At 62.4% G+C, this 16878-nt stretch carries 18 protein-coding genes and 1 other RNA gene; 13 read left to right on the forward strand and 6 right to left on the reverse strand.

Features of this window, described 5'->3' with window-relative positions; genetic code table 11:
- Nucleotides 1-12 precede the first annotated feature (12 nt).
- From ACIQWP_RS29290 to ACIQWP_RS29300, 3 genes are read right to left on the reverse strand one after another with little or no spacing between them, the layout of a single operon-like run.
- Nucleotides 13-699 (reverse strand): helix-turn-helix transcriptional regulator, encoded by a 687-nt coding sequence (locus ACIQWP_RS29290; protein ID WP_402795310.1) that lies wholly within the window; start codon nt 697-699, stop codon nt 13-15.
- A gap of 13 nt (nt 700-712) precedes the next feature.
- On the reverse strand, nt 713-1672 hold the full coding sequence (gene nudC, locus ACIQWP_RS29295) for an NAD(+) diphosphatase (protein WP_402795312.1): 960 nt from the start codon (nt 1670-1672) through the stop codon (nt 713-715).
- Nucleotides 1669-2079 (reverse strand): HIT family protein, encoded by a 411-nt coding sequence (locus tag ACIQWP_RS29300; RefSeq protein ID WP_402795314.1) that lies wholly within the window; start codon nt 2077-2079, stop codon nt 1669-1671. Before ACIQWP_RS29300 ends, nudC begins: the two co-directional genes overlap by 4 nt.
- A 91-nt stretch (nt 2080-2170) precedes the next feature.
- On the opposite strand from ACIQWP_RS29300, the gene ffs reads away from it, so the two are divergent.
- The 3 genes from ffs (at nt 2171) to ACIQWP_RS29315 (ending at nt 4651) form a co-directional block, all read left to right on the forward strand.
- Nucleotides 2171-2268: signal recognition particle sRNA small type (gene ffs / locus ACIQWP_RS29305), an RNA gene on the forward strand.
- Between the two features lie 66 nt (nt 2269-2334).
- A complete protein-coding gene (locus ACIQWP_RS29310; RefSeq protein ID WP_402795316.1) occupies nt 2335-4221 on the forward strand; it encodes a DNA polymerase III subunit gamma/tau in 1887 nt (628 codons plus the stop codon).
- Nucleotides 4222-4327: 106 nt separating this feature from the next.
- Entirely contained in the window at nt 4328-4651 is a 324-nt protein-coding gene (locus ACIQWP_RS29315; protein ID WP_047635820.1) for a YbaB/EbfC family nucleoid-associated protein, read from the forward strand.
- 19 nt (nt 4652-4670) lie between these two features.
- Here ACIQWP_RS29315 and ACIQWP_RS29320 read toward each other — a convergent pair whose 3' ends face one another.
- Nucleotides 4671-5147 carry an Lrp/AsnC family transcriptional regulator gene (locus ACIQWP_RS29320; RefSeq protein ID WP_402795321.1) on the reverse strand — a complete coding sequence of 159 codons (477 nt, stop codon included), beginning with the start codon at nt 5145-5147 and terminating at the stop codon, nt 4671-4673.
- 113 nt (nt 5148-5260) lie between these two features.
- Between ACIQWP_RS29320 and ACIQWP_RS29325 the strand changes: the two genes are divergently transcribed.
- The 4 genes from ACIQWP_RS29325 (at nt 5261) to ACIQWP_RS29340 (ending at nt 8743) form a co-directional block, all read left to right on the forward strand.
- The gene (locus ACIQWP_RS29325; protein ID WP_402795323.1) at nt 5261-5797 is read left to right on the forward strand and encodes an RBBP9/YdeN family alpha/beta hydrolase; all 537 of its coding nucleotides are present in this window, start codon (nt 5261-5263) and stop codon (nt 5795-5797) included.
- Between the two features lie 95 nt (nt 5798-5892).
- The gene (locus ACIQWP_RS29330) at nt 5893-6504 is read left to right on the forward strand and encodes a LysE family translocator (RefSeq protein ID WP_402795326.1); all 612 of its coding nucleotides are present in this window, start codon (nt 5893-5895) and stop codon (nt 6502-6504) included.
- 139 nt (nt 6505-6643) lie between these two features.
- Nucleotides 6644-7249, forward strand: coding sequence for a recombination mediator RecR (gene recR / locus ACIQWP_RS29335; protein WP_402795328.1), 606 nt, complete (start codon nt 6644-6646; stop codon nt 7247-7249).
- Nucleotides 7250-7282: 33 nt separating this feature from the next.
- Nucleotides 7283-8743, forward strand: a complete 1461-nt coding sequence (locus ACIQWP_RS29340) for a lytic murein transglycosylase (RefSeq protein WP_402795331.1) — start codon at nt 7283-7285, stop codon at nt 8741-8743.
- Between the two features lie 20 nt (nt 8744-8763).
- Here ACIQWP_RS29340 and ACIQWP_RS29345 read toward each other — a convergent pair whose 3' ends face one another.
- Together ACIQWP_RS29345 and ACIQWP_RS29350 are read right to left on the reverse strand one after the other, a co-directional pair.
- Nucleotides 8764-9066, reverse strand: a complete 303-nt coding sequence (locus tag ACIQWP_RS29345; RefSeq protein ID WP_402795333.1) for a transcriptional regulator — start codon at nt 9064-9066, stop codon at nt 8764-8766.
- Nucleotides 9066-9674: a hypothetical protein gene (locus ACIQWP_RS29350; RefSeq protein ID WP_402795336.1), complete on the reverse strand. Its 609-nt coding sequence runs from the start codon at nt 9672-9674 to the stop codon at nt 9066-9068. Before ACIQWP_RS29350 ends, ACIQWP_RS29345 begins: the two co-directional genes overlap by 1 nt.
- A gap of 230 nt (nt 9675-9904) precedes the next feature.
- Here ACIQWP_RS29350 and rimP point away from each other — a divergent pair, with 230 nt between their 5' ends.
- The 6 genes from rimP (at nt 9905) to rbfA (ending at nt 16869) form a co-directional block, all read left to right on the forward strand.
- Nucleotides 9905-10513, forward strand: a complete 609-nt coding sequence (gene rimP / locus ACIQWP_RS29355; RefSeq protein ID WP_402795339.1) for a ribosome maturation factor RimP — start codon at nt 9905-9907, stop codon at nt 10511-10513.
- A 63-nt stretch (nt 10514-10576) separates the two neighbouring features.
- Nucleotides 10577-12184, forward strand: a complete 1608-nt coding sequence (gene nusA, locus ACIQWP_RS29360; protein ID WP_402795342.1) for a transcription termination factor NusA — start codon at nt 10577-10579, stop codon at nt 12182-12184.
- The gene (locus ACIQWP_RS29365) at nt 12181-12873 is read left to right on the forward strand and encodes an RNA-binding protein (protein ID WP_402795345.1); all 693 of its coding nucleotides are present in this window, start codon (nt 12181-12183) and stop codon (nt 12871-12873) included. Before nusA ends, ACIQWP_RS29365 begins: the two co-directional genes overlap by 4 nt.
- Nucleotides 12874-12974: 101 nt before the next feature.
- A complete protein-coding gene (infB, locus tag ACIQWP_RS29370; RefSeq protein ID WP_402795348.1) occupies nt 12975-15695 on the forward strand; it encodes a translation initiation factor IF-2 in 2721 nt (906 codons plus the stop codon).
- A gap of 89 nt (nt 15696-15784) precedes the next feature.
- On the forward strand, nt 15785-16393 hold the full coding sequence (locus tag ACIQWP_RS29375; protein ID WP_402795351.1) for a hypothetical protein: 609 nt from the start codon (nt 15785-15787) through the stop codon (nt 16391-16393).
- A gap of 68 nt (nt 16394-16461) precedes the next feature.
- Nucleotides 16462-16869 (forward strand): 30S ribosome-binding factor RbfA, encoded by a 408-nt coding sequence (rbfA, locus tag ACIQWP_RS29380; protein ID WP_092720337.1) that lies wholly within the window; start codon nt 16462-16464, stop codon nt 16867-16869.
- The last annotated feature ends 9 nt before the right edge of the window (nt 16870-16878 follow it).

Here is a 16878-nt window from a genome sequence, read left to right on the forward strand (position 1 = left end):
CGCGTCGCCGGATCAATTGTGGACCACGCCTTCGCGCGCGTGCCATTCTCTGGCAAGCGTCACGCGGCGGCGTGGATAGCGCGCCTCCAGCACTGCGAAATCGACGATGCGGTCGGCGCGGAAATGGCGGAAGTCCTGGCGCAGCTCGCACCAGGCCATGACAATACGCGCATTATCGAAGTAGCCGAGCGCGAAGGGCCAGATGCGGCGGGTCGAGATAGCGCCGTTCACGTCGCCATAGGTCAGCTGCACCATGCGCTCGGTGCGGATTGCCTTGCGCATCAGGGAAAGATCGGCTCTGTCCTCGGTGACGCGGCGCGTGGCGACGACCACCGCCGCCTGATCGACCTCGTCGCGGAGGTCCGCAGGCAGCACGGCGGCGATCTTGGCAAGCGCGTCGGCGCCGGCCGCAGCCAATCGCTCGTCGGTTGCGCGCGCCACCCATCGCGACCCCAGCACCAGCGCCTCGATCTCGTCCTGCGAAAACATCATCGGCGGCAGCATGAAGCCGGGTTTCAGAACATAGCCGATGCCTGGCTCGCCCTCGATCATCGCGCCCTGCGACTGCAGGCTGGCAATGTCGCGATAGAGCGTGCGCAGGCTGACGCCGGTTTCCTCGGCCAGAACGGAGCCACTGACCGGACGGCGATAGCGCCGCAGCGTCTGCAACAGCGTCAACAAGCGTTCCGAGCGTGCCATGGCGAAATGAGACCTAGCGTTTCCATTCCACCCAGTCGCGCATCAGGCGATGGGCGATGGCGCCCTTGGGTGGGGATGTGTTGCCGGATGCCGAGACGCGGTCAAGCATGGCAAGCGTGTCCTCCGGGGTGAACCAGCGGCAATCCTCGAGCTCGGCCGCGTCCATATGGATTTCCACCGACTTCGCCTCGGCGTAGCAGCCGATCATCAGCGAGTGCGGCATCGGCCAGGGCTGGGAGGCATGATAGCGCACGCGGCCGATATGGATGCCGGATTCCTCGTGCGTCTCGCGGCGCACCGCATTCTCGATGGTTTCACCGGGTTCGACGAAACCGGCGAGACAGGAATACATGCCGGGCGCGAAATGATGGCTGCGGCCGAGCAGGCAGAGATTTCTTTCCTCGTCGATCGTCAACATGATGACGACCGGGTCGGTGCGCGGGAAAATCATGTGTTCGCAGGCCGTGCAGACCCGCTTGTAGCCGCCGATGCGGCTCTCCATCACCGAGCCGCAGCGACCGCAGAAGCGGTTGTCGCCGTTCCACCGAATGAGGCTCATGCCCTGCGCCGCCTCGCCGAGGATTTCACCCTCCAGCAAGAAATCGCGCCAGAGCGAACGCATGTCGGCCGGCTTGTATTGGCTCGCAAGCTCGTCGGCATGGACGCGGACCGGCACGGCAAGCCTCGGTTCGCCGGTCTTGCGATAACCAAGAAGGACAGCCTCATCCCAATTCGGATCGAGATCGTTCAGCTCATAGCGGGCAAACAGCGGATCGAGCACCTGGCCGTCATGCTTCAGGACCAGCCGTTCCTGGGCAAAGGCGAGGATATGCGTACCTTCCTTGGCGAGCGCATGCTTGATCGATTCCTCGTCGCGATGCTCGGCATCCCGGTCGAGCTGGTTTTCCGCAAAGGCGGTGAGACTGCTTGGTTCCGGATGCGGTACATCCGAGGAAAAGATGGAGTGGCTCATTGTGAAAGCGTGTCCCGCAACTTGGCTATGAGGCTGTCCATGTCGTCGTCCGAATAGGGTTCCGACTTGCCGTAGCCCCAGACCGGGCCTGGCCAGTTGGCATCGCCTTCGAACCGCGCAATGACATGAACATGAAGCTGACGGACGATATTTCCAAGTGCCCCGACATTGATTTTTGTGGCACCCGTCACCGTCTTTAAGGCGCTTGCTACCTTATCGGTTTCGAAGGTCAGCAAGATCCGGTCGAGTGGCGTCAGCTCGAAAACTTCCGATTTGTCTGGCCGGCGCGGGATCAGCACGAGCCAAGGCCAGCGGCTATCCTTCATCAGCCTGACGTCGCAGAGGCCGGTGATGGCCACGGAAACGCTGTCATTCGCAAGACGGTCGTCGAGCGTGAACTCCTTCAAGGGGGCATCCTCCATTGTTTTATCAAATGTTTAGCAGTTTTTTTTGACCTTGGCTTGCTTTTGATGGCGATATTGCCGATATGTGCATCCGGGAGGTTGGTGGTGGACGAGCCACTCGCCAACCGGGTCAGGTCCGGAAGGAAGCAGCCCTAACGAGCACGGCACGGGTCATTCGTGCCAGCCTCCCACCCTTTCCGAAAGCAAGTCCCGGCTTTCGCCGGGCAACAAGCTGGGCACCGGGCAACAAGCAGGGCGATGAGCGACACCGAGCGACAAGCAAAAGATGCCGCCTCGACCGGCACCGGTTACCGGGTGCTGGCCCGCAAGTACAGGCCCAAGGACTTCACAGACCTTATGGTCGGCCAGGAGCCGATGGTGCGAACGCTGACCAATGCGTTCGAAACCGGCCGCATCGCGCAGGCCTATATGCTGACCGGCGTGCGCGGCGTCGGCAAGACCACGACCGCCCGCATCCTTGCCCGCGCCCTCAACTACAAGACCGTTGACGTCGATCGCCCCACCATCGACCTGCGTGAGCCCGGCGACCATTGCCAGGCGATCATGGAAGGCCGGCATGTCGACGTCATCGAGATGGACGCCGCCTCGCACACCGGTATCGACGATATCCGGGAGATCATCGAGCAGGTGCGCTACCGGCCGGTTTCGGCGCGCTACAAGGTCTACATTATCGACGAAGTGCACATGCTGTCGACGGCCGCCTTCAACGGCCTCTTGAAGACGCTGGAAGAGCCGCCCGAGCACGTGAAGTTCATCTTCGCCACGACGGAAATCCGCAAGGTGCCGATCACGGTGCTGTCGCGCTGCCAGCGCTTCGATCTGCGCCGCATCAGCGCTTCGGATCTCGTCGGCCTCTTCACCACCATTGCCGGCAAGGAAGGCATCGAGGCAGAGCCGGAAGCACTCGCCATGATCGCTCGCGCCGCCGAAGGATCGGCGCGCGACGGCCTGTCGCTGCTCGACCAGGCGATCGCCCATGGCAGCGGCTTCGTTGCCGCCGACGCCGTGCGCGCGATGCTCGGGCTTGCCGACCGCGCCCGCATCGTCGATCTCTTCGGCCATGTCGTCAAAGGCGATGTTTCGGCCGCTTTGTCCGAATTCAACAGCCAGTACGAAGCCGGCGCCAATCCCGTCGTCGTGCTGACCGATCTTGCCGATTTCACCCATCTCGTGACCCGCCTCAAATATGTGCCCGATGCCGCCGACGACCCGTCGCTCAGCGAAGTCGAGCGCACGAAAGCGGCGGAATTCGCGCAAGGGGTCGCCATAACCGCACTTTCCCGCATCTGGCAGATGCTTCTCAAGGGCATCACCGAGACGGAGAACGCCTCGCGCACCGCTGGCGCTGCCGAAATGGTGCTGATCAGGCTCGCGCACGCGGCGCATCTGCCGGCGCCGGAAGATGCCGCACGCCGGCTTGCCGAATTTTCCGAGGGCAATGGCGGCTCCCGCCCATCATCGTCCACGCCAATCGGCAATGGTGGCGGCAACGGCGGCGGAGCGGTGTCCTATCAGGGCAGCGTTATCGCGCGCGCCGTCGAGACGCCGACGCCGCGTCCGACGCCTTCCGCACCGGTCGCCATGTTGCGCGCCGTGCCGAATACACAGCCGGATTCGCAACCTGTCGGCCGCGTCGAACCGAGACCGGTCGAGGCGCCGAAGCCGCTCGTGCCGATCAATTCGATGGCCGATATCGCCGAACTTGCCGGCCAGAAGCGCGATCCGAAGCTGAAGGCGCTGGTACGCGCCTTCGTACGCCCCGTAAAGCTGGAGCCGGGCCGGCTCGATGTCAGCCTGACATCGGGCGCTCCCGGCACGCTCTTGAACGAGCTTGCCGTCAAGCTCAAGGAATGGACCGGCATCCACTGGATCGTCAGCCTCAGCCGAGAGGAAGGCCAGCCGACCTTGGTGGAGGCCGAGGCGAACGCCCAGAAGCAGCGGGTCGCCGATGCACGGCAGGACCCCGACGTCGCGGCGATCCTCGCTCAATTTCCCGGCGCAAAGATCATCGACGTCAGGGTGCGGGCACCCGAGACGGAAGACAAAGAGGAGGCCGCCGCTCCGCCGGCAGCCGCCGAATCCGTCGATGGCGATATCCTGCCGGGCGACGACATAGAATTCTAAGGCTAGGATGGACGGCACAGGAACCGCATCGGCTTGACGCCGGCGGCGACCACGGCAGCATATCCCGGCCGGGAAGACATCGACACTTGAAGAAGGACCAAAGACGATGCGCGACATCATGGGCATGATGGGCAAAGTGAAGGAAATGCAGGCGAAGATGGAGAAGATGCAGTCGGAGATCGCCGACATTCGCGTCGAAGGCAAGGCCGGCGGCGGCCTCGTCACCGTCACCGTCAACGGCAAGGGCCTGATGCTCGGCCTCAAGATCGATCCCTCGCTCTTCAAGGAAGACGATGTCGAGATCCTCGAAGACCTGATCGTCGCCGCCAACAAGGATGCCCAAGAAAAGGCCGAGGCGATAGCAGCCGAAAAGACCCGCGAACTGACGGCAGGCCTGCCGATCCCGCCCGGCTTCAAGCTGCCTTTCTAAGACCAGCCCACGCATCGAATCAGCGGACGGCCGCCTTGCGAATGAGATCGCGGCCGATCGCCTTTGCCGGTTCGTTTCGCAGCACCAACGACGTCGTCACAGCCCCATGGCGGGCAATGGAATCGACGATGGTTTCAAGGTCCGATGGTGTCGGCACGAGAACCTTGAGCAGGAAGCAATCCTCGCCCGTCAGCCTCAGGACCTCGATAATCTCGGGCATTTCCGAAAACTGCTTCAGATAAGGCCGGATGTGTTCATGCGTGGTCCGCAGCCGGATGATCGCCATCATGCCGAGCCCGACTGCTGAAGGATCGATGACCGCACGATATCCGGCAATCACCCCGCGCTCTTCCAGCCGCTTCAGCCGCTCCGACGCCGCCGGCTGCGAAAGACCGACGCGGCGGCCAAGTTCCGACACCGAGATTCGTCCGTCTTGCTGCAGGATCTCGACGATCGACAGATCCGTCGGGTCCAGCCCTCTTTCGATACTATCCATCATCCACCTTCAATTCATCGGACTGTGGAAGCTTTATCCGATGGATTGCAATGTCAATCGATCCGGTGACATGCGAGCTTTTCTCCGTCAGAAATCAGGGAGAATGCGTCAAGATGGGCGATATCATCATGCTGCCGGGGCTTGGCGGCTCGGGCGAAGGTCACTGGCAAACGCTTTGGGAGCAGGACGATCCGACCATGCGCCGGTTCCAGCCGCCGAGCTGGAACAGACCGATCCTCTCGGATTGGATTGCTGCGCTGGAGGGGGAGATCTCGCGCTCCAAAACGCCGCCGATCCTGATCGCGCATAGCCTTGCCTGCCAGTTGATCGCCCATTGGGCTCCGTCAACGACAAGCGCGATCCTTGGCGCATTTATGGTGGCCGCGCCCGATCCCACAGGCAAAGTCTACCTCGCTGAAGCCGGCAGCTTCGCCAATCCACCGCGGCAAAGGCTGCCCTTTCCATCCCTACTCGTCGCCAGCACCGACGATCCGTTCGGGTCCTTCGATCACGCGCGGCGCAGCGCTGAAATCTGGGGCAGCGCCTTTGCCGATGTCGGGCCGCGCGGCCATGTCAACGCCGCATCCGGGCTGGGAAACTGGCCGGAAGGCAAGGCGATCTTCGAGCGCTTTCGCGCGCAGCTCGGCTAAATGCAAATCAGGCGTTTGGAAAAGCCGGGCCGGAGTGCTATCTCTAAAAATCTTCTTCCAGATATCGTCTGGCCTGCCTGATCGGAGAAAATGCGATGAGCCTGTCGACGCTGCTTGTTTTTGCCGGAGCCTTGTTCATCGCGGCGGGATCGCCGGGGCCGAACATTGCAGCGCTGGTGGCGCGCGTGCTGACCAAGGGCGCGCGCAACGTGCTGCCCTTCCTGTCCGGCATGTGGCTTGGTGAGGCGATCTGGCTGACCTTCGCCGTTGCCGGCCTTGCGACCATTGCCGAAACCTTCCATCTGGCCTTCGTCGTCATCAAGTGGGTCGGTGTCGCCTATCTGCTCTATCTTGCCTGGAAGATGTGGTTTGCGGCCGCCGACACGACGGAAGAACAGCTGCCGGAGGCACAGTCGCCGGCCCGGCTTTTCCTTGCCGGCTTCACGGTGACCATGGGCAACCCGAAGATCATGGTGTTCTACGTGGCGCTGCTGCCTTCGATCATCGATCTGCACGCGGTCACGCTTTCCGGCTGGGCCGAGCTGGTGGGGACGATGTTCGTGGTCTTGATCGTCATCGATCTGTCCTGGGCGATGCTGGCCGCCAAGGCGAGAACCTTCCTCAAAAGTCGCCGCGCCGTGCGCATCGCCAATCGCGCCAGCGCCGGCACCATGGCCGGCGCCGCCGTGGCGATTGCGATGCGTTAGACGCGGGGTTTTTGGCTCCGTCCCGGAACAAGGCACCGGCCCCACAAAGATAGTATGCGATTGGAACGGCTGGAATTTTCATCCGCCAATCGCCCCTTCCGTGATTCCGTTCCTTGAGCATATGAGCTAAAAGCCTCCCATGGCAAAGCGAGTCACCGGCCCGGAAATCGAAAAACTCATCCAGCTTCTGGCGAAGGTGCCGGGGCTCGGGCCGCGTTCGGCACGGCGGGCGGCGCTGCACCTGATCAAGAAGAAGGATCAGCTGCTCGGGCCGCTATCCCATGCCATGGGCGACGCCTATGACAAGGTGAAGATCTGCTCGCGCTGCGGCAATGTCGATACCGTCGACCCCTGCACCGTGTGCACCGACGATCGCCGCGACCAGTCCGTCATCATCGTCGTCGAGGACGTATCCGATCTCTGGGCACTGGAACGATCAGGCGCGATGAATGCCGTCTACCATGTTCTCGGCGGTGTCCTGTCTCCGCTCGATGGCGTCGGGCCTGACGATCTCAATATTCGCGGGTTGATCGCCCGCGTCGGCGAAGGCGGCGTCCGCGAGATCATCATCGCCGTCAACGCCACGGTCGAAGGGCAAACCACAGCACACTATATAACCGACCAGCTGGCGGGCCTGGAGATCAAGATCACGCGGCTTGCCCACGGCGTGCCTGTTGGTGGCGAGCTCGATTATCTCGACGAGGGCACACTGGCGGCGGCGCTTCGGGCGCGGACGGCGATTTGAAGCGATTTTTCGAGAAGACATAAAGGATTGAGCATGAGGAGAGTGCGCACCCCCCTCTGTCACTTCGTGACATCTCCCCCACAAGGGGGGAGATTGGTTGCTTGCAGCATCGACCTGCCTCAAACCGATACTTTCCCCGCAGAAACCAGAGCAGATAGTGGCGAGAGAAGCGGCAGCAGGCTCCCAACGATCTCCCCCTATGTGGGGGAGATGTCCCGGAAGGGACAAAGGGGGGTATCGGCGGCTCGGCATACGCAAAGGCTGTTTGCGCTCCTCTGCTTCCTCCTCCTCTCCCTCCTTCCCCTCCCCGCATTCGCCGCCTCGAAGGCTGATGTCGAGGCGCAATTTCAGACCTGGATACAGAAGGACCTCTGGCCGGAAGCGCGGAAGGCCGGGATTTCGGAAAAGACCTTCCAGGCCGCTTTCGCCGGTGTAACCCTTAATTGGGATCTGCCTGACCTCGAGCCACCGGGCTTCCCCAAGCCCAAGGAGCAGAAGCAGACGCAAGCCGAATTCTCTTCGCCCGCCCCCTATTTCAACGAGGCGCGGCTGCAGAAGCTGGCGGCGACCGGGCGAAGCCTCGCCTCGCAATATGGCCCGGTTCTGAAGCGGATCGAGAAGGTCTATGGCGTGCCGGGACCGGTCCTGCTCGCCATCTGGGGCCGCGAGACCGGCTTTGGCGCCGCCAAACTGCCGAATTCGGCGATCCAGGTGCTGGCGACCAAGGCCTTCATGTCGACGCGCAAGGACATGTTCCGCAACGAGCTTATCGCTGGCCTGCGCATTCTGGAACATGGCGACGTCACGCCGGACCAGTTCAGGGGCTCATGGGCCGGTGCGCTCGGCCAGCCGCAGTTCATGCCGACCAACTACCTGAAATATGCGGTCGATTTCGATGGCGACGGCCATCGCAACATCTGGACATCAGTGCCGGATACGCTGGCATCCATAGCCAACTATCTGGTGCAGAAGGGCTGGCAGCGTGGCCGAAGCTGGGGTTACGAGGTCGCAATCCCGCAGAACGTCTCGTGTGCGCAGGAAGGGCCGGACCTTGCCAAGCCGATCTCGCAATGGGCTTCGCTCGGGATCGCACGTGTCTCCGGCAAGGCGTTTCCCTCGGACGAATTGCGCGCCAGCGGCATGATGCTGGTGCCGGCCGGCCGCGACGGGCCGGAATTCATCGTCACGCCGAACTTCTACGTCATCAAGGAGTACAACAACTCCGACCTCTACGGCCTTTATATCGGCAACCTCGCCGACCGCATCGCCTCCGGCAGCGGCGCCTTCCAGGAAAAATGGGGCGACGTCGGCAAGATGCTGCGCTCGGATGTCGCCAACATGCAGAAGACGCTGGAGCGCAGGGGCTATGATGTCGGCGGCACCGACGGCCTGCCGGGCTACAAAACCAGACGGTCGATCGGCCAGTGGCAGGAAAAGAGCGGCATGAGGCCGACCTGCTATCCCGATAGTTCGATGCTCGGGGTGCTCAAGTAAGCAAATCGCGGATACGCGGCCTATCTGCCTTCCGCCAGTTCGACAATTTCCTTGAGATAGGCGACATGTTCGCGAAACGCGCGGCGCCCTTCTCGCGTCAGCGATATGCGGGTCTGCGGCTTCTTGTCGACGAACGCCTTTACGGTCTCTATGTATCCCGCCTGCTCCAGCGTCATCAGATGGCTGCCCAGATTGCCGTCCGTCGCACCGGTCATCTTCCTGAGCGCAATGAATTCCAACGCCTCGCTCGCGGTGTGGGCATGGAGAGCGGCCATGATCTTGAGGCGAAGGGACTGGTGGATCACTTCGTTGAGGGCCGCCATTACAGTCTCCTCATCCACATCCCGCCAACCAGCAGGCTGCCGCCGCCGAAGACGGCGATGCACAGCGGCAGCCACGGCTGCAGGAAGAAGAATGACAGCAGGCTGCCGAGCGATACGGCCGCGGCGAGCCACACGAAGCCGCGAAGGAAAAACACACCAATCAATCCGTAGGTGAGGCCGAGAACCAGCGCGGGATAGACTTCATATTGGGCCGCGTGCATCGGCTGCATCACCTTGAGCGTGGCAAGCATGAAAAGCGTGACGATCGCAAAAACCGCCAATATCCTCACATTGACCTTCTTCAGATCTTCTCCCGCGCGAAATGTCCGCATCCCGATCAGGACGCTGCCTGCCAAACCCAGGCCATCCAATACAAGCCAAATCAGATTCGCCGACAGTGCCGGCAGGAAGAACATGCTCGAATAGCCGACAAGCCAGACGATGCCCCAGAGGATCAGGTAGGAAGCCGAGATTCGATAGCTTCGCAAGCGGTTGCTGCGCGAGGTTATCTCATCAACCTCGCGCAATGCATGCCTGGCTTCTGTAGGAGAAAGTTCCATGATCGATGCTCCAGCAAGGTGGCGAAGGCAGCCTGCTTTGTCGAACATTGCCCTCTGTGACACAGAGTGCAGATCTTCTACCACTCTGTCAAGCAGAGTTCTCTGCAATTCCGCGATCGGGATGCGCGCGCTGAATCTGGTGGAAGCCTTGCAATTTGCTGGAAAGGGGCTTATATCGGCTTCAAATTCTTGATCGCGTGATGAAGAGTGGGCCGCAAGGACCCGCTCTTTTTTATTAGCGCGATCTCCCAATGCATGAACAATGCAGGAGTGAATGCTTGTCGGACGTGACAAACGCAGACAATACCAATGAACCCAGGCTGATCGTCGAAACCGGCCTTGATCAGCGCGTTGCCGCCATCATCGAGCCCGTCCTTGTGGGCATGGGCTTCCGCCTGGTGCGCGTGCGCCTCTTGAACCAGAACGGCCTGACGCTGCAGATCATGACCGAGCGCAACGACGGCACCATGACCGTCGAGGACTGCGAAGAAGCCTCCCAGGCCATTTCTCCGGTCCTGGATGTGGAAGATCCGATCGATAAGGCGTATCATCTCGAAGTGTCTTCGCCCGGCATCGACCGCCCGATGGTGCGCAAGTCGGATTTCGTCCGCTGGAACGGCCACATCGTCAAGTGCGAAACGTCGATCCTGGTCGATAACCGCAAGCGTTTCCGCGGCAAGATCGCCGACGTCACCGATGACGGCTTCACGATCGAACGCGACCAGGTTGCCTATGGCGAGGAACCGAAGGTGACCATTCCGTTCAGCACGCTGGCCGAAGCCAAGCTGATCCTGACGGACGACCTCATCCGCGACGCGCTGCGCGCCGACAAGCTGGCGAAAGCCGAGGCAGCGAACCAGAACGAAGCGGACGACGAAGAAGAATAACCGATCAACGAACCGCCTGAGGGAACGGGAACCCGGAAGGCAGGAAGACGGAGACTAAAGACAATGGCAGTCAGTGCGAACCGGCTAGAACTTCTGCAGATCGCAGATGCAGTGGCGCGCGAAAAGGTCATCGACCGTGAGATCGTGCTTGCCGCAATGGCGGATGCGATCCAGAAGGCCGCGCGCTCGCGTTACGGCACGGAATCGAACATCCGCGCCGACATCAACCCGAAGACCGGCGAAATTCGCCTGCAGCGTCTGCTCGAAGTCGTCGAGAAGGCCGAGGACTATTCCACGCAGATCCCGCTGGAACTGGCCCGCGACCGCAACCCGGACGCAGCCCTTGGCGATTTCATCGCCGATCCGCTGCCGCCGATGGATTTCGGCCGCATCGCTGCCCAGTCGGCCAAGCAGGTCATCGTGCAGAAGGTGCGCGAAGCCGAGCGTGACCGCCAGTTCGACGAATTCAAGGATCGCGTCGGCGAAATCGTCAACGGCACCGTCAAGCGCGTCGAATACGGCAACGTTATCGTCGATCTCGGCCGCGGCGAAGGCATCATCCGTCGCGACGAGATGATCCCGCGCGAAAACTTCCGCTATGGCGACCGCGTCCGCGCCTATGTCTACGACGTCCGTCGCGAGCAGCGCGGCCCGCAGATCTTCCTGTCGCGCACGCATCCGCAGTTCATGGTCAAGCTCTTCACCATGGAAGTGCCTGAAATCTACGACGGCATCATTCAGGTGAAGTCGGTTGCCCGCGACCCGGGCTCGCGCGCCAAGATCGCCGTCATCTCGAACGACTCGTCGATCGATCCGGTCGGCGCCTGCGTCGGTATGCGCGGTTCGCGCGTCCAGGCCGTCGTCGGCGAACTGCAGGGCGAAAAGATCGACATCATTCCCTGGTCCAACGAGCCGGCGAACTTCGTCGTCAACGCGTTGCAGCCGGCCGAAGTCGCCAAGGTCGTTCTCGATGAGGACGCAGAGCGCATCGAAGTCGTGGTGCCGGACGAACAGCTGTCGCTCGCCATCGGCCGCCGCGGCCAGAACGTCCGTCTCGCATCGCAGCTGACCGGCTGGGATATCGACATCATGACGGAAGCCGAGGAATCGGAGCGCCGTCAGAAGGAATTCAACGAGCGCACCAACCTGTTCATGGACGCACTCGACGTCGACGAAATGGTCGGTCAGGTTCTGGCTTCCGAGGGCTTTGCCGCCGTCGAGGAGCTGGCTTACGTCGATCTCGACGAAATCTCTTCCATCGACGGTTTCGACGAAGACACCGCCCAGGAAATCCAGACGCGCGCCCGCGAATATCTCGAGAAGCTCGAGGCCGAAATGGACGAGAAGCGCAAGGCGCTCGGCGTGGCCGACGAACTGCGCGAGATCAACGGCATGACCGCACAGATGATGGTCGCGCTTGGCGAGGACGGCATCAAGACGATCGAAGACTTCGCCGGCTGCGCCGCCGACGACCTCGTCGGCTGGTCCGAGCGCAAGAACGGCGAGACGAAGAAGTTCGAAGGCCTGTTCTCGAAGCTCGAAGTCTCGCGCGTCGAAGCCGAACAGATGGTCGTGCAGGCCCGCCTGCTGGCCGGCTGGATCACCGAAGCCGATCTCGCCACCGAGACCGAAGAGGTCGCCGCGGAGGATGAAGCCGAGCAACAAGCATGACGATCACCGAGGGGCCGAGCGCACCTCCCGAGAACGATGATCTCGGGGGTGACGACGCAAACGGCCGGATGTGCATCGTAACACGCGAAAGCGGATCGCCCGACGACTTGATCCGCTTCGTTGCCGCTCCTGACGGGACCGTTGTTCCCGATCTGAAGCGGCAGCTGCCGGGACGCGGCTGCTGGGTCAAGCTCGACCGGGCGCTGGTGGACAAGGCAGTGGCGAAGAAATTGTTTTCTCGCGCCTTGAAGGCGGAGGTGACGGCACCGAGCGATCTCGGCGCCATCGTCGACCGCCTCCTTGTGGCGCAGCTTGCCGGGATGATGCACATGGCGCGCAAAGCGAGCCAGTTCGTCAATGGCTCGTCGAAGGTCGACGGCGCGGTTCGCAATGGTTCGGCACGGGCCGTATTCCATGCGATCGACGCCGCCGCCGATGGCGTGCGCAAGATCGATCAGGCTCGCAAGGCCTGGCATCTCGGCATGGAGACCGAAGAGGAAATACCGTCGTTCCGTGTCTTTACGGAGGCGGAAATGGAAGAACTGATGGGCCAGAATGCTTTTATCCATGCCGCAGCGCTTGCAGGGCAGGCGGGTGAGGGTGTAGTGAAGCGCGCAAACCTGCTCGAACGGTACCGCAACGGCGGTCAGTCCCGGGCAACGGGCGGCGCTGGCCGGCGAAAACAATGACGCGGTCACCGGCCTTTGCCGGACGCCTCATTAAGGTACATGCATTGAACGACAGGGTCTGACGGACATTTCCGAGCCCTGTCCGAAGGAACAGGAACGGAATGACCGACAATCAAGACGACAAGACGCTGAGTGCATCGGGTAAGAAGACCCTCACCCTGAAGCCTTCAGGCGTGAACCAGGGCACCGTGCGCCAGGATATGGGCCGCGGTCGCACCAAGGCGGTCGTGGTTGAGACCCGCAAACGCCGCCCTCTACGCCCCGAAGACGAAAAGCCGATCGTCGGCTCGGCAGCCGCAGCGCCATCCGTGACGCGGGTTGCGGAACCGACGCCGCAACCGCCGCGCCCGCCGCAGCCGGCTCCGCGCATTCATCAGCCCGGTGGCCAGCAGCAGCGGCCGGGGCAGCCTAACCAGAACCATCAGCAGCGCCCGCAGCAGGAACGCTCGTCGCGTCCGGTGGTTCTGAACCACCTGTCCGCCGATGAAATGGATGCCCGCCGCCGCGCCCTTGCCGACGCCCAGGCCCGCGATGCCGCGGACGCCGTGCGCCGTGCCGAGGAAGAAGCACGCCGCCGTCAGGAAGATGAGGCACGCCGCATCGCCGAACAGGCTGAAGCTGCCCGCCGCGCCGCCGAAGAAGCCACCCGCGCTGCTGAAGCCAAGGTCGAGACGCCCGCGCCGGTGGAAGCACCGAAGCCGGCGGCAGTCCAGCCGGCCGCGGCTCCAGTCGTTGCGCGGCGTCCGGACGCGGCTCCGCAGCCGGCACGCCCAGGCGCTGCTGCTGCCGAGGCACCGGCCAACCGCCGTCGGGTCAACGAAGAAGAGACCGATCGCGGCCCGCCTCGTGGTGCTCCGATACGCGGCAAGGTCACGCGTCCTGAGCCGGCAAAGCCGGTCACGACTCGTCCGAAAACCGACGAAGAACGCCGCCGCGGCAAATTGACGGTCACCACGGCCAATGTCGACGAAGACGGCAGCGCTCGCGGCCGCTCGCTTTCGGCCATGCGCCGCCGCCAGGAGAAGTTCCGCCGCAGCCAGATGCAGGAAACGCGCGAGAAGATCTCGCGTGAAGTCGTGCTGCCGGAGACCATCACCATTCAGGAACTGTCGCAGCGCATGTCAGAACGCGCCGTCGACGTCATCAAGTTCCTGATGAAGGAAGGCCAGATGATGAAGCCGGGCGACGTCATCGACGCCGATCTGGCAGAACTCATCGCCGGCGAATTCGGCCATACTGTCAAGCGCGTTTCGGAATCCGACGTCGAACAGGGCATCTTCAACGTTGCCGACGAAGAAGGCGAACTGGTTTCCCGTCCGCCTGTCGTCACGATCATGGGTCACGTCGACCACGGCAAGACCTCGCTGCTCGACGCCATCCGCCATGCAAACGTTGTCGCCGGCGAAGCCGGTGGCATCACCCAGCACATCGGCGCCTATCAGGTCGAACAGAACGGTCAGAAGATCACCTTCATCGACACACCCGGCCACGCCGCCTTCACGGCGATGCGCGCCCGCGGCGCCCAGGCGACCGACATCGCGATCCTGGTCGTTGCAGCCGACGACAGCGTGATGCCGCAGACGATCGAATCGATCAACCACGCGAAGGCGGCGGGTGTTCCGATCATCGTCGCCATCAACAAGATCGACAAGCACGAAGCCAACCCGCAGAAGGTCCGCACGGAACTGCTGCAGCATGAAGTCTTCGTCGAATCCATGGGCGGTGAAGTGCTCGACGTGGAAGTCTCCGCGAAGAACCGCACCAATCTCGACAAGTTGCTCGAAGCCATCCTGCTGCAATCGGAAATCCTTGACCTCAAGGCCAATCCGAACCGCACGGCGGAAGGCACCGTCATCGAAGCCCAGCTCGACCGCGGCCGCGGCTCCGTCGCCACCGTGCTCGTGCAGAAGGGTACGCTACGTCCCGGCCAGATCGTCGTTGCCGGCGATCAGTGGGGCCGTGTGCGCGCGCTGGTCAACGACAAGGGTGAGCATGTGAAGGAAGCGGGGCCGGCCATGCCGGTCGAACTGCTCGGCCTTTCCGGCGCACCGCAGGCCGGCGATAAGTTCGCCGTCGTCGAAAGCGAAAGCCGCGCCCGCGAGATCTCGGAATATCGCCAGCGCCTCACCCGCGACAAGGCGGCTGCCCGCCTGTCCGGTCAGCGCGGCTCGCTCGAGCAGATGATGACCCAGCTCCAGGCTGTCGGCGTGAAGGAATTCCCGCTGGTCATCAAGGGCGACGTGCAGGGCTCGATCGAAGCCATTGCCGGCGCTCTCGACAAGCTCGGCACCGACGAAGTTCGTGCCCGTATCGTTCATTCGGGCGCAGGCGGGATCACCGAGTCGGATGTGTCGCTGGCGGAAGCCTCGAATGCGGCCATCATCGGCTTCAACGTCCGCGCCAATGCGCAGGCACGTCAGTTCGCCGAACGTCAGGGCATCGAGATCCGCTACTACAACATCATCTACGACCTCGTGGATGACGTGAAGGCAGCGATGTCTGGCCTGCTCTCGCCGGAGCGTCGCGAGACCTTCCTCGGCAATGCCGAGATCCTCGAGGTGTTCAACATCACGAAGGTCGGCAAGGTCGCGGGTTGCCGCGTCACCGAGGGCAAGGTCGAGCGTGGCGTCGGCGTCCGCCTGGTGCGCGACAACGTCGTCATCCACGAAGGCAAGCTCAAGACGCTCAAACGCTTCAAGGACGAAGTGTCGGAAGTCAATGTCGGTCAGGAATGCGGTATGGCCTTCGAGAACTACGAAGACATTCGCGCCGGCGATACGATCGAATGCTTCCGCGTCGAGCACATCACCCGCACGCTCTAAGCGATCTTTCGATTTGCGAAATATCAAAACCGCCGGCCAAGCCCGGCGGTTTTTTCTTTGGTGCAACCGAGTGACGATGAGCTGCCGCCATGACCACAGGATCTGAAGACGATCATGCCATCACCGTCTCCTTCGCTCGCCAGCCGGCGGAGCATGTGGCCGTGATGCGGCAAGCGGGTCGGCGCTTTGCTGCTCGCCAATCCCGAAATGCGCAAAGCACAGGCGCCGCGTTCTTCGTATCGGCGATCGTCGTCGGCGCCGCCCTGCCCGTCTCTTTCCATCTCCTGCGCGAATACTTGTTCATTCCGGTTTTTGGTCTGTCGCCGTCGATCGGCAAAGGCGACATGGCGATCATCTGGCTCGTGCCGACGCTGATCCTCTACGCACTGATCCTGATCTATTCCCGCTGGCTGGGGAGGCGGCGTCTGGCGGCGATGCAGGCCCGCATACGCCCCGATGTCCACGTCATCGTGACGATTACACCCGAGGGCGCCACCTGGAACTCAAAGCAGTCATCGATTTGGCTCGCCTGGGGCGAGATCATCGATATTGGTCTTCGCGACGGACGGATCGAATTCGATCTCGAATCCTTCGCGGCCTATATCCCGGCATCCGCCTTCGCCTCCCAGGCGGTGCAACAGGCCGCTTTCGCGAGGATTCTCGGCTTCTGGCGGGCCGCAAACCCTGTCCAGCCTTGACCTTTGCGCCGGATCGAGTCATTTGACCCCCTTTATCGCGTCCACGGGACGCTGCTAACGGAACAACCATGACCAGACCAACTTCTTCCGCGCCCTCGCAGCGCATGCTTCGCGTCGGCGAGCAGGTGCGCTCAGCGATCACGCAGGTTCTGCAGCGCGGCGAAGTGCGCGACGACCTGATCGAGCGCACCGTGATCTCCATTTCCGAAGTGCGCATGTCGCCGGATCTGAAGATCGCGACCGCCTTTGTGACCCCGCTCGGCGTTTCCGACCATGCCGCCGTCATCGAGGCGTTGAACCGCCATGCGAAATATATCCGCGGCCGCCTCGGTCCGCAGCTTCGCCAGATGAAGTACATGCCGGAAGTTCGCTTCCGCGACGATACGAGCTTCGACAATTACAAGAAGATCGACGCGCTGCTGCGCTCGCCCGAGGTCAGCCGCGATCTCGAAGACGACAACGACCAAGATCAATAACAGAGACAG

Origin of the sequence: Rhizobium sp. NPDC090279 (genome assembly GCF_044769665.1) — a bacterium.
In the GTDB taxonomy this organism is placed as follows: Bacteria; Pseudomonadota; Alphaproteobacteria; order Rhizobiales; family Rhizobiaceae; genus Rhizobium.

Coding starts and splice junctions, on each gene's coding strand:
- nudC (WP_402795312.1), bottom strand. CDS start 1,672: ATGAGCCACTCCATCTTTTCCTCGGATGTACCGCATCCGGAACCAAGC.
- ACIQWP_RS29375 (WP_402795351.1), top strand. CDS start 15,785: ATGACCACAGGATCTGAAGACGATCATGCCATCACCGTCTCCTTCGCT.
- ACIQWP_RS29325 (WP_402795323.1), top strand. CDS start 5,261: ATGGGCGATATCATCATGCTGCCGGGGCTTGGCGGCTCGGGCGAAGGT.
- ACIQWP_RS29340 (WP_402795331.1), top strand. CDS start 7,283: ATGAGGAGAGTGCGCACCCCCCTCTGTCACTTCGTGACATCTCCCCCA.
- ACIQWP_RS29315 (WP_047635820.1), top strand. CDS start 4,328: ATGCGCGACATCATGGGCATGATGGGCAAAGTGAAGGAAATGCAGGCG.
- ACIQWP_RS29320 (WP_402795321.1), bottom strand. CDS start 5,147: ATGGATAGTATCGAAAGAGGGCTGGACCCGACGGATCTGTCGATCGTC.
- ACIQWP_RS29330 (WP_402795326.1), top strand. CDS start 5,893: ATGAGCCTGTCGACGCTGCTTGTTTTTGCCGGAGCCTTGTTCATCGCG.
- ACIQWP_RS29350 (WP_402795336.1), bottom strand. CDS start 9,674: ATGTTCGACAAAGCAGGCTGCCTTCGCCACCTTGCTGGAGCATCGATC.
- ACIQWP_RS29365 (WP_402795345.1), top strand. CDS start 12,181: ATGACGATCACCGAGGGGCCGAGCGCACCTCCCGAGAACGATGATCTC.
- ACIQWP_RS29290 (WP_402795310.1), bottom strand. CDS start 699: ATGGCACGCTCGGAACGCTTGTTGACGCTGTTGCAGACGCTGCGGCGC.
- ACIQWP_RS29345 (WP_402795333.1), bottom strand. CDS start 9,066: ATGGCGGCCCTCAACGAAGTGATCCACCAGTCCCTTCGCCTCAAGATC.
- recR (WP_402795328.1), top strand. CDS start 6,644: ATGGCAAAGCGAGTCACCGGCCCGGAAATCGAAAAACTCATCCAGCTT.
- nusA (WP_402795342.1), top strand. CDS start 10,577: ATGGCAGTCAGTGCGAACCGGCTAGAACTTCTGCAGATCGCAGATGCA.
- ACIQWP_RS29310 (WP_402795316.1), top strand. CDS start 2,335: ATGAGCGACACCGAGCGACAAGCAAAAGATGCCGCCTCGACCGGCACC.
- infB (WP_402795348.1), top strand. CDS start 12,975: ATGACCGACAATCAAGACGACAAGACGCTGAGTGCATCGGGTAAGAAG.
- rbfA (WP_092720337.1), top strand. CDS start 16,462: ATGACCAGACCAACTTCTTCCGCGCCCTCGCAGCGCATGCTTCGCGTC.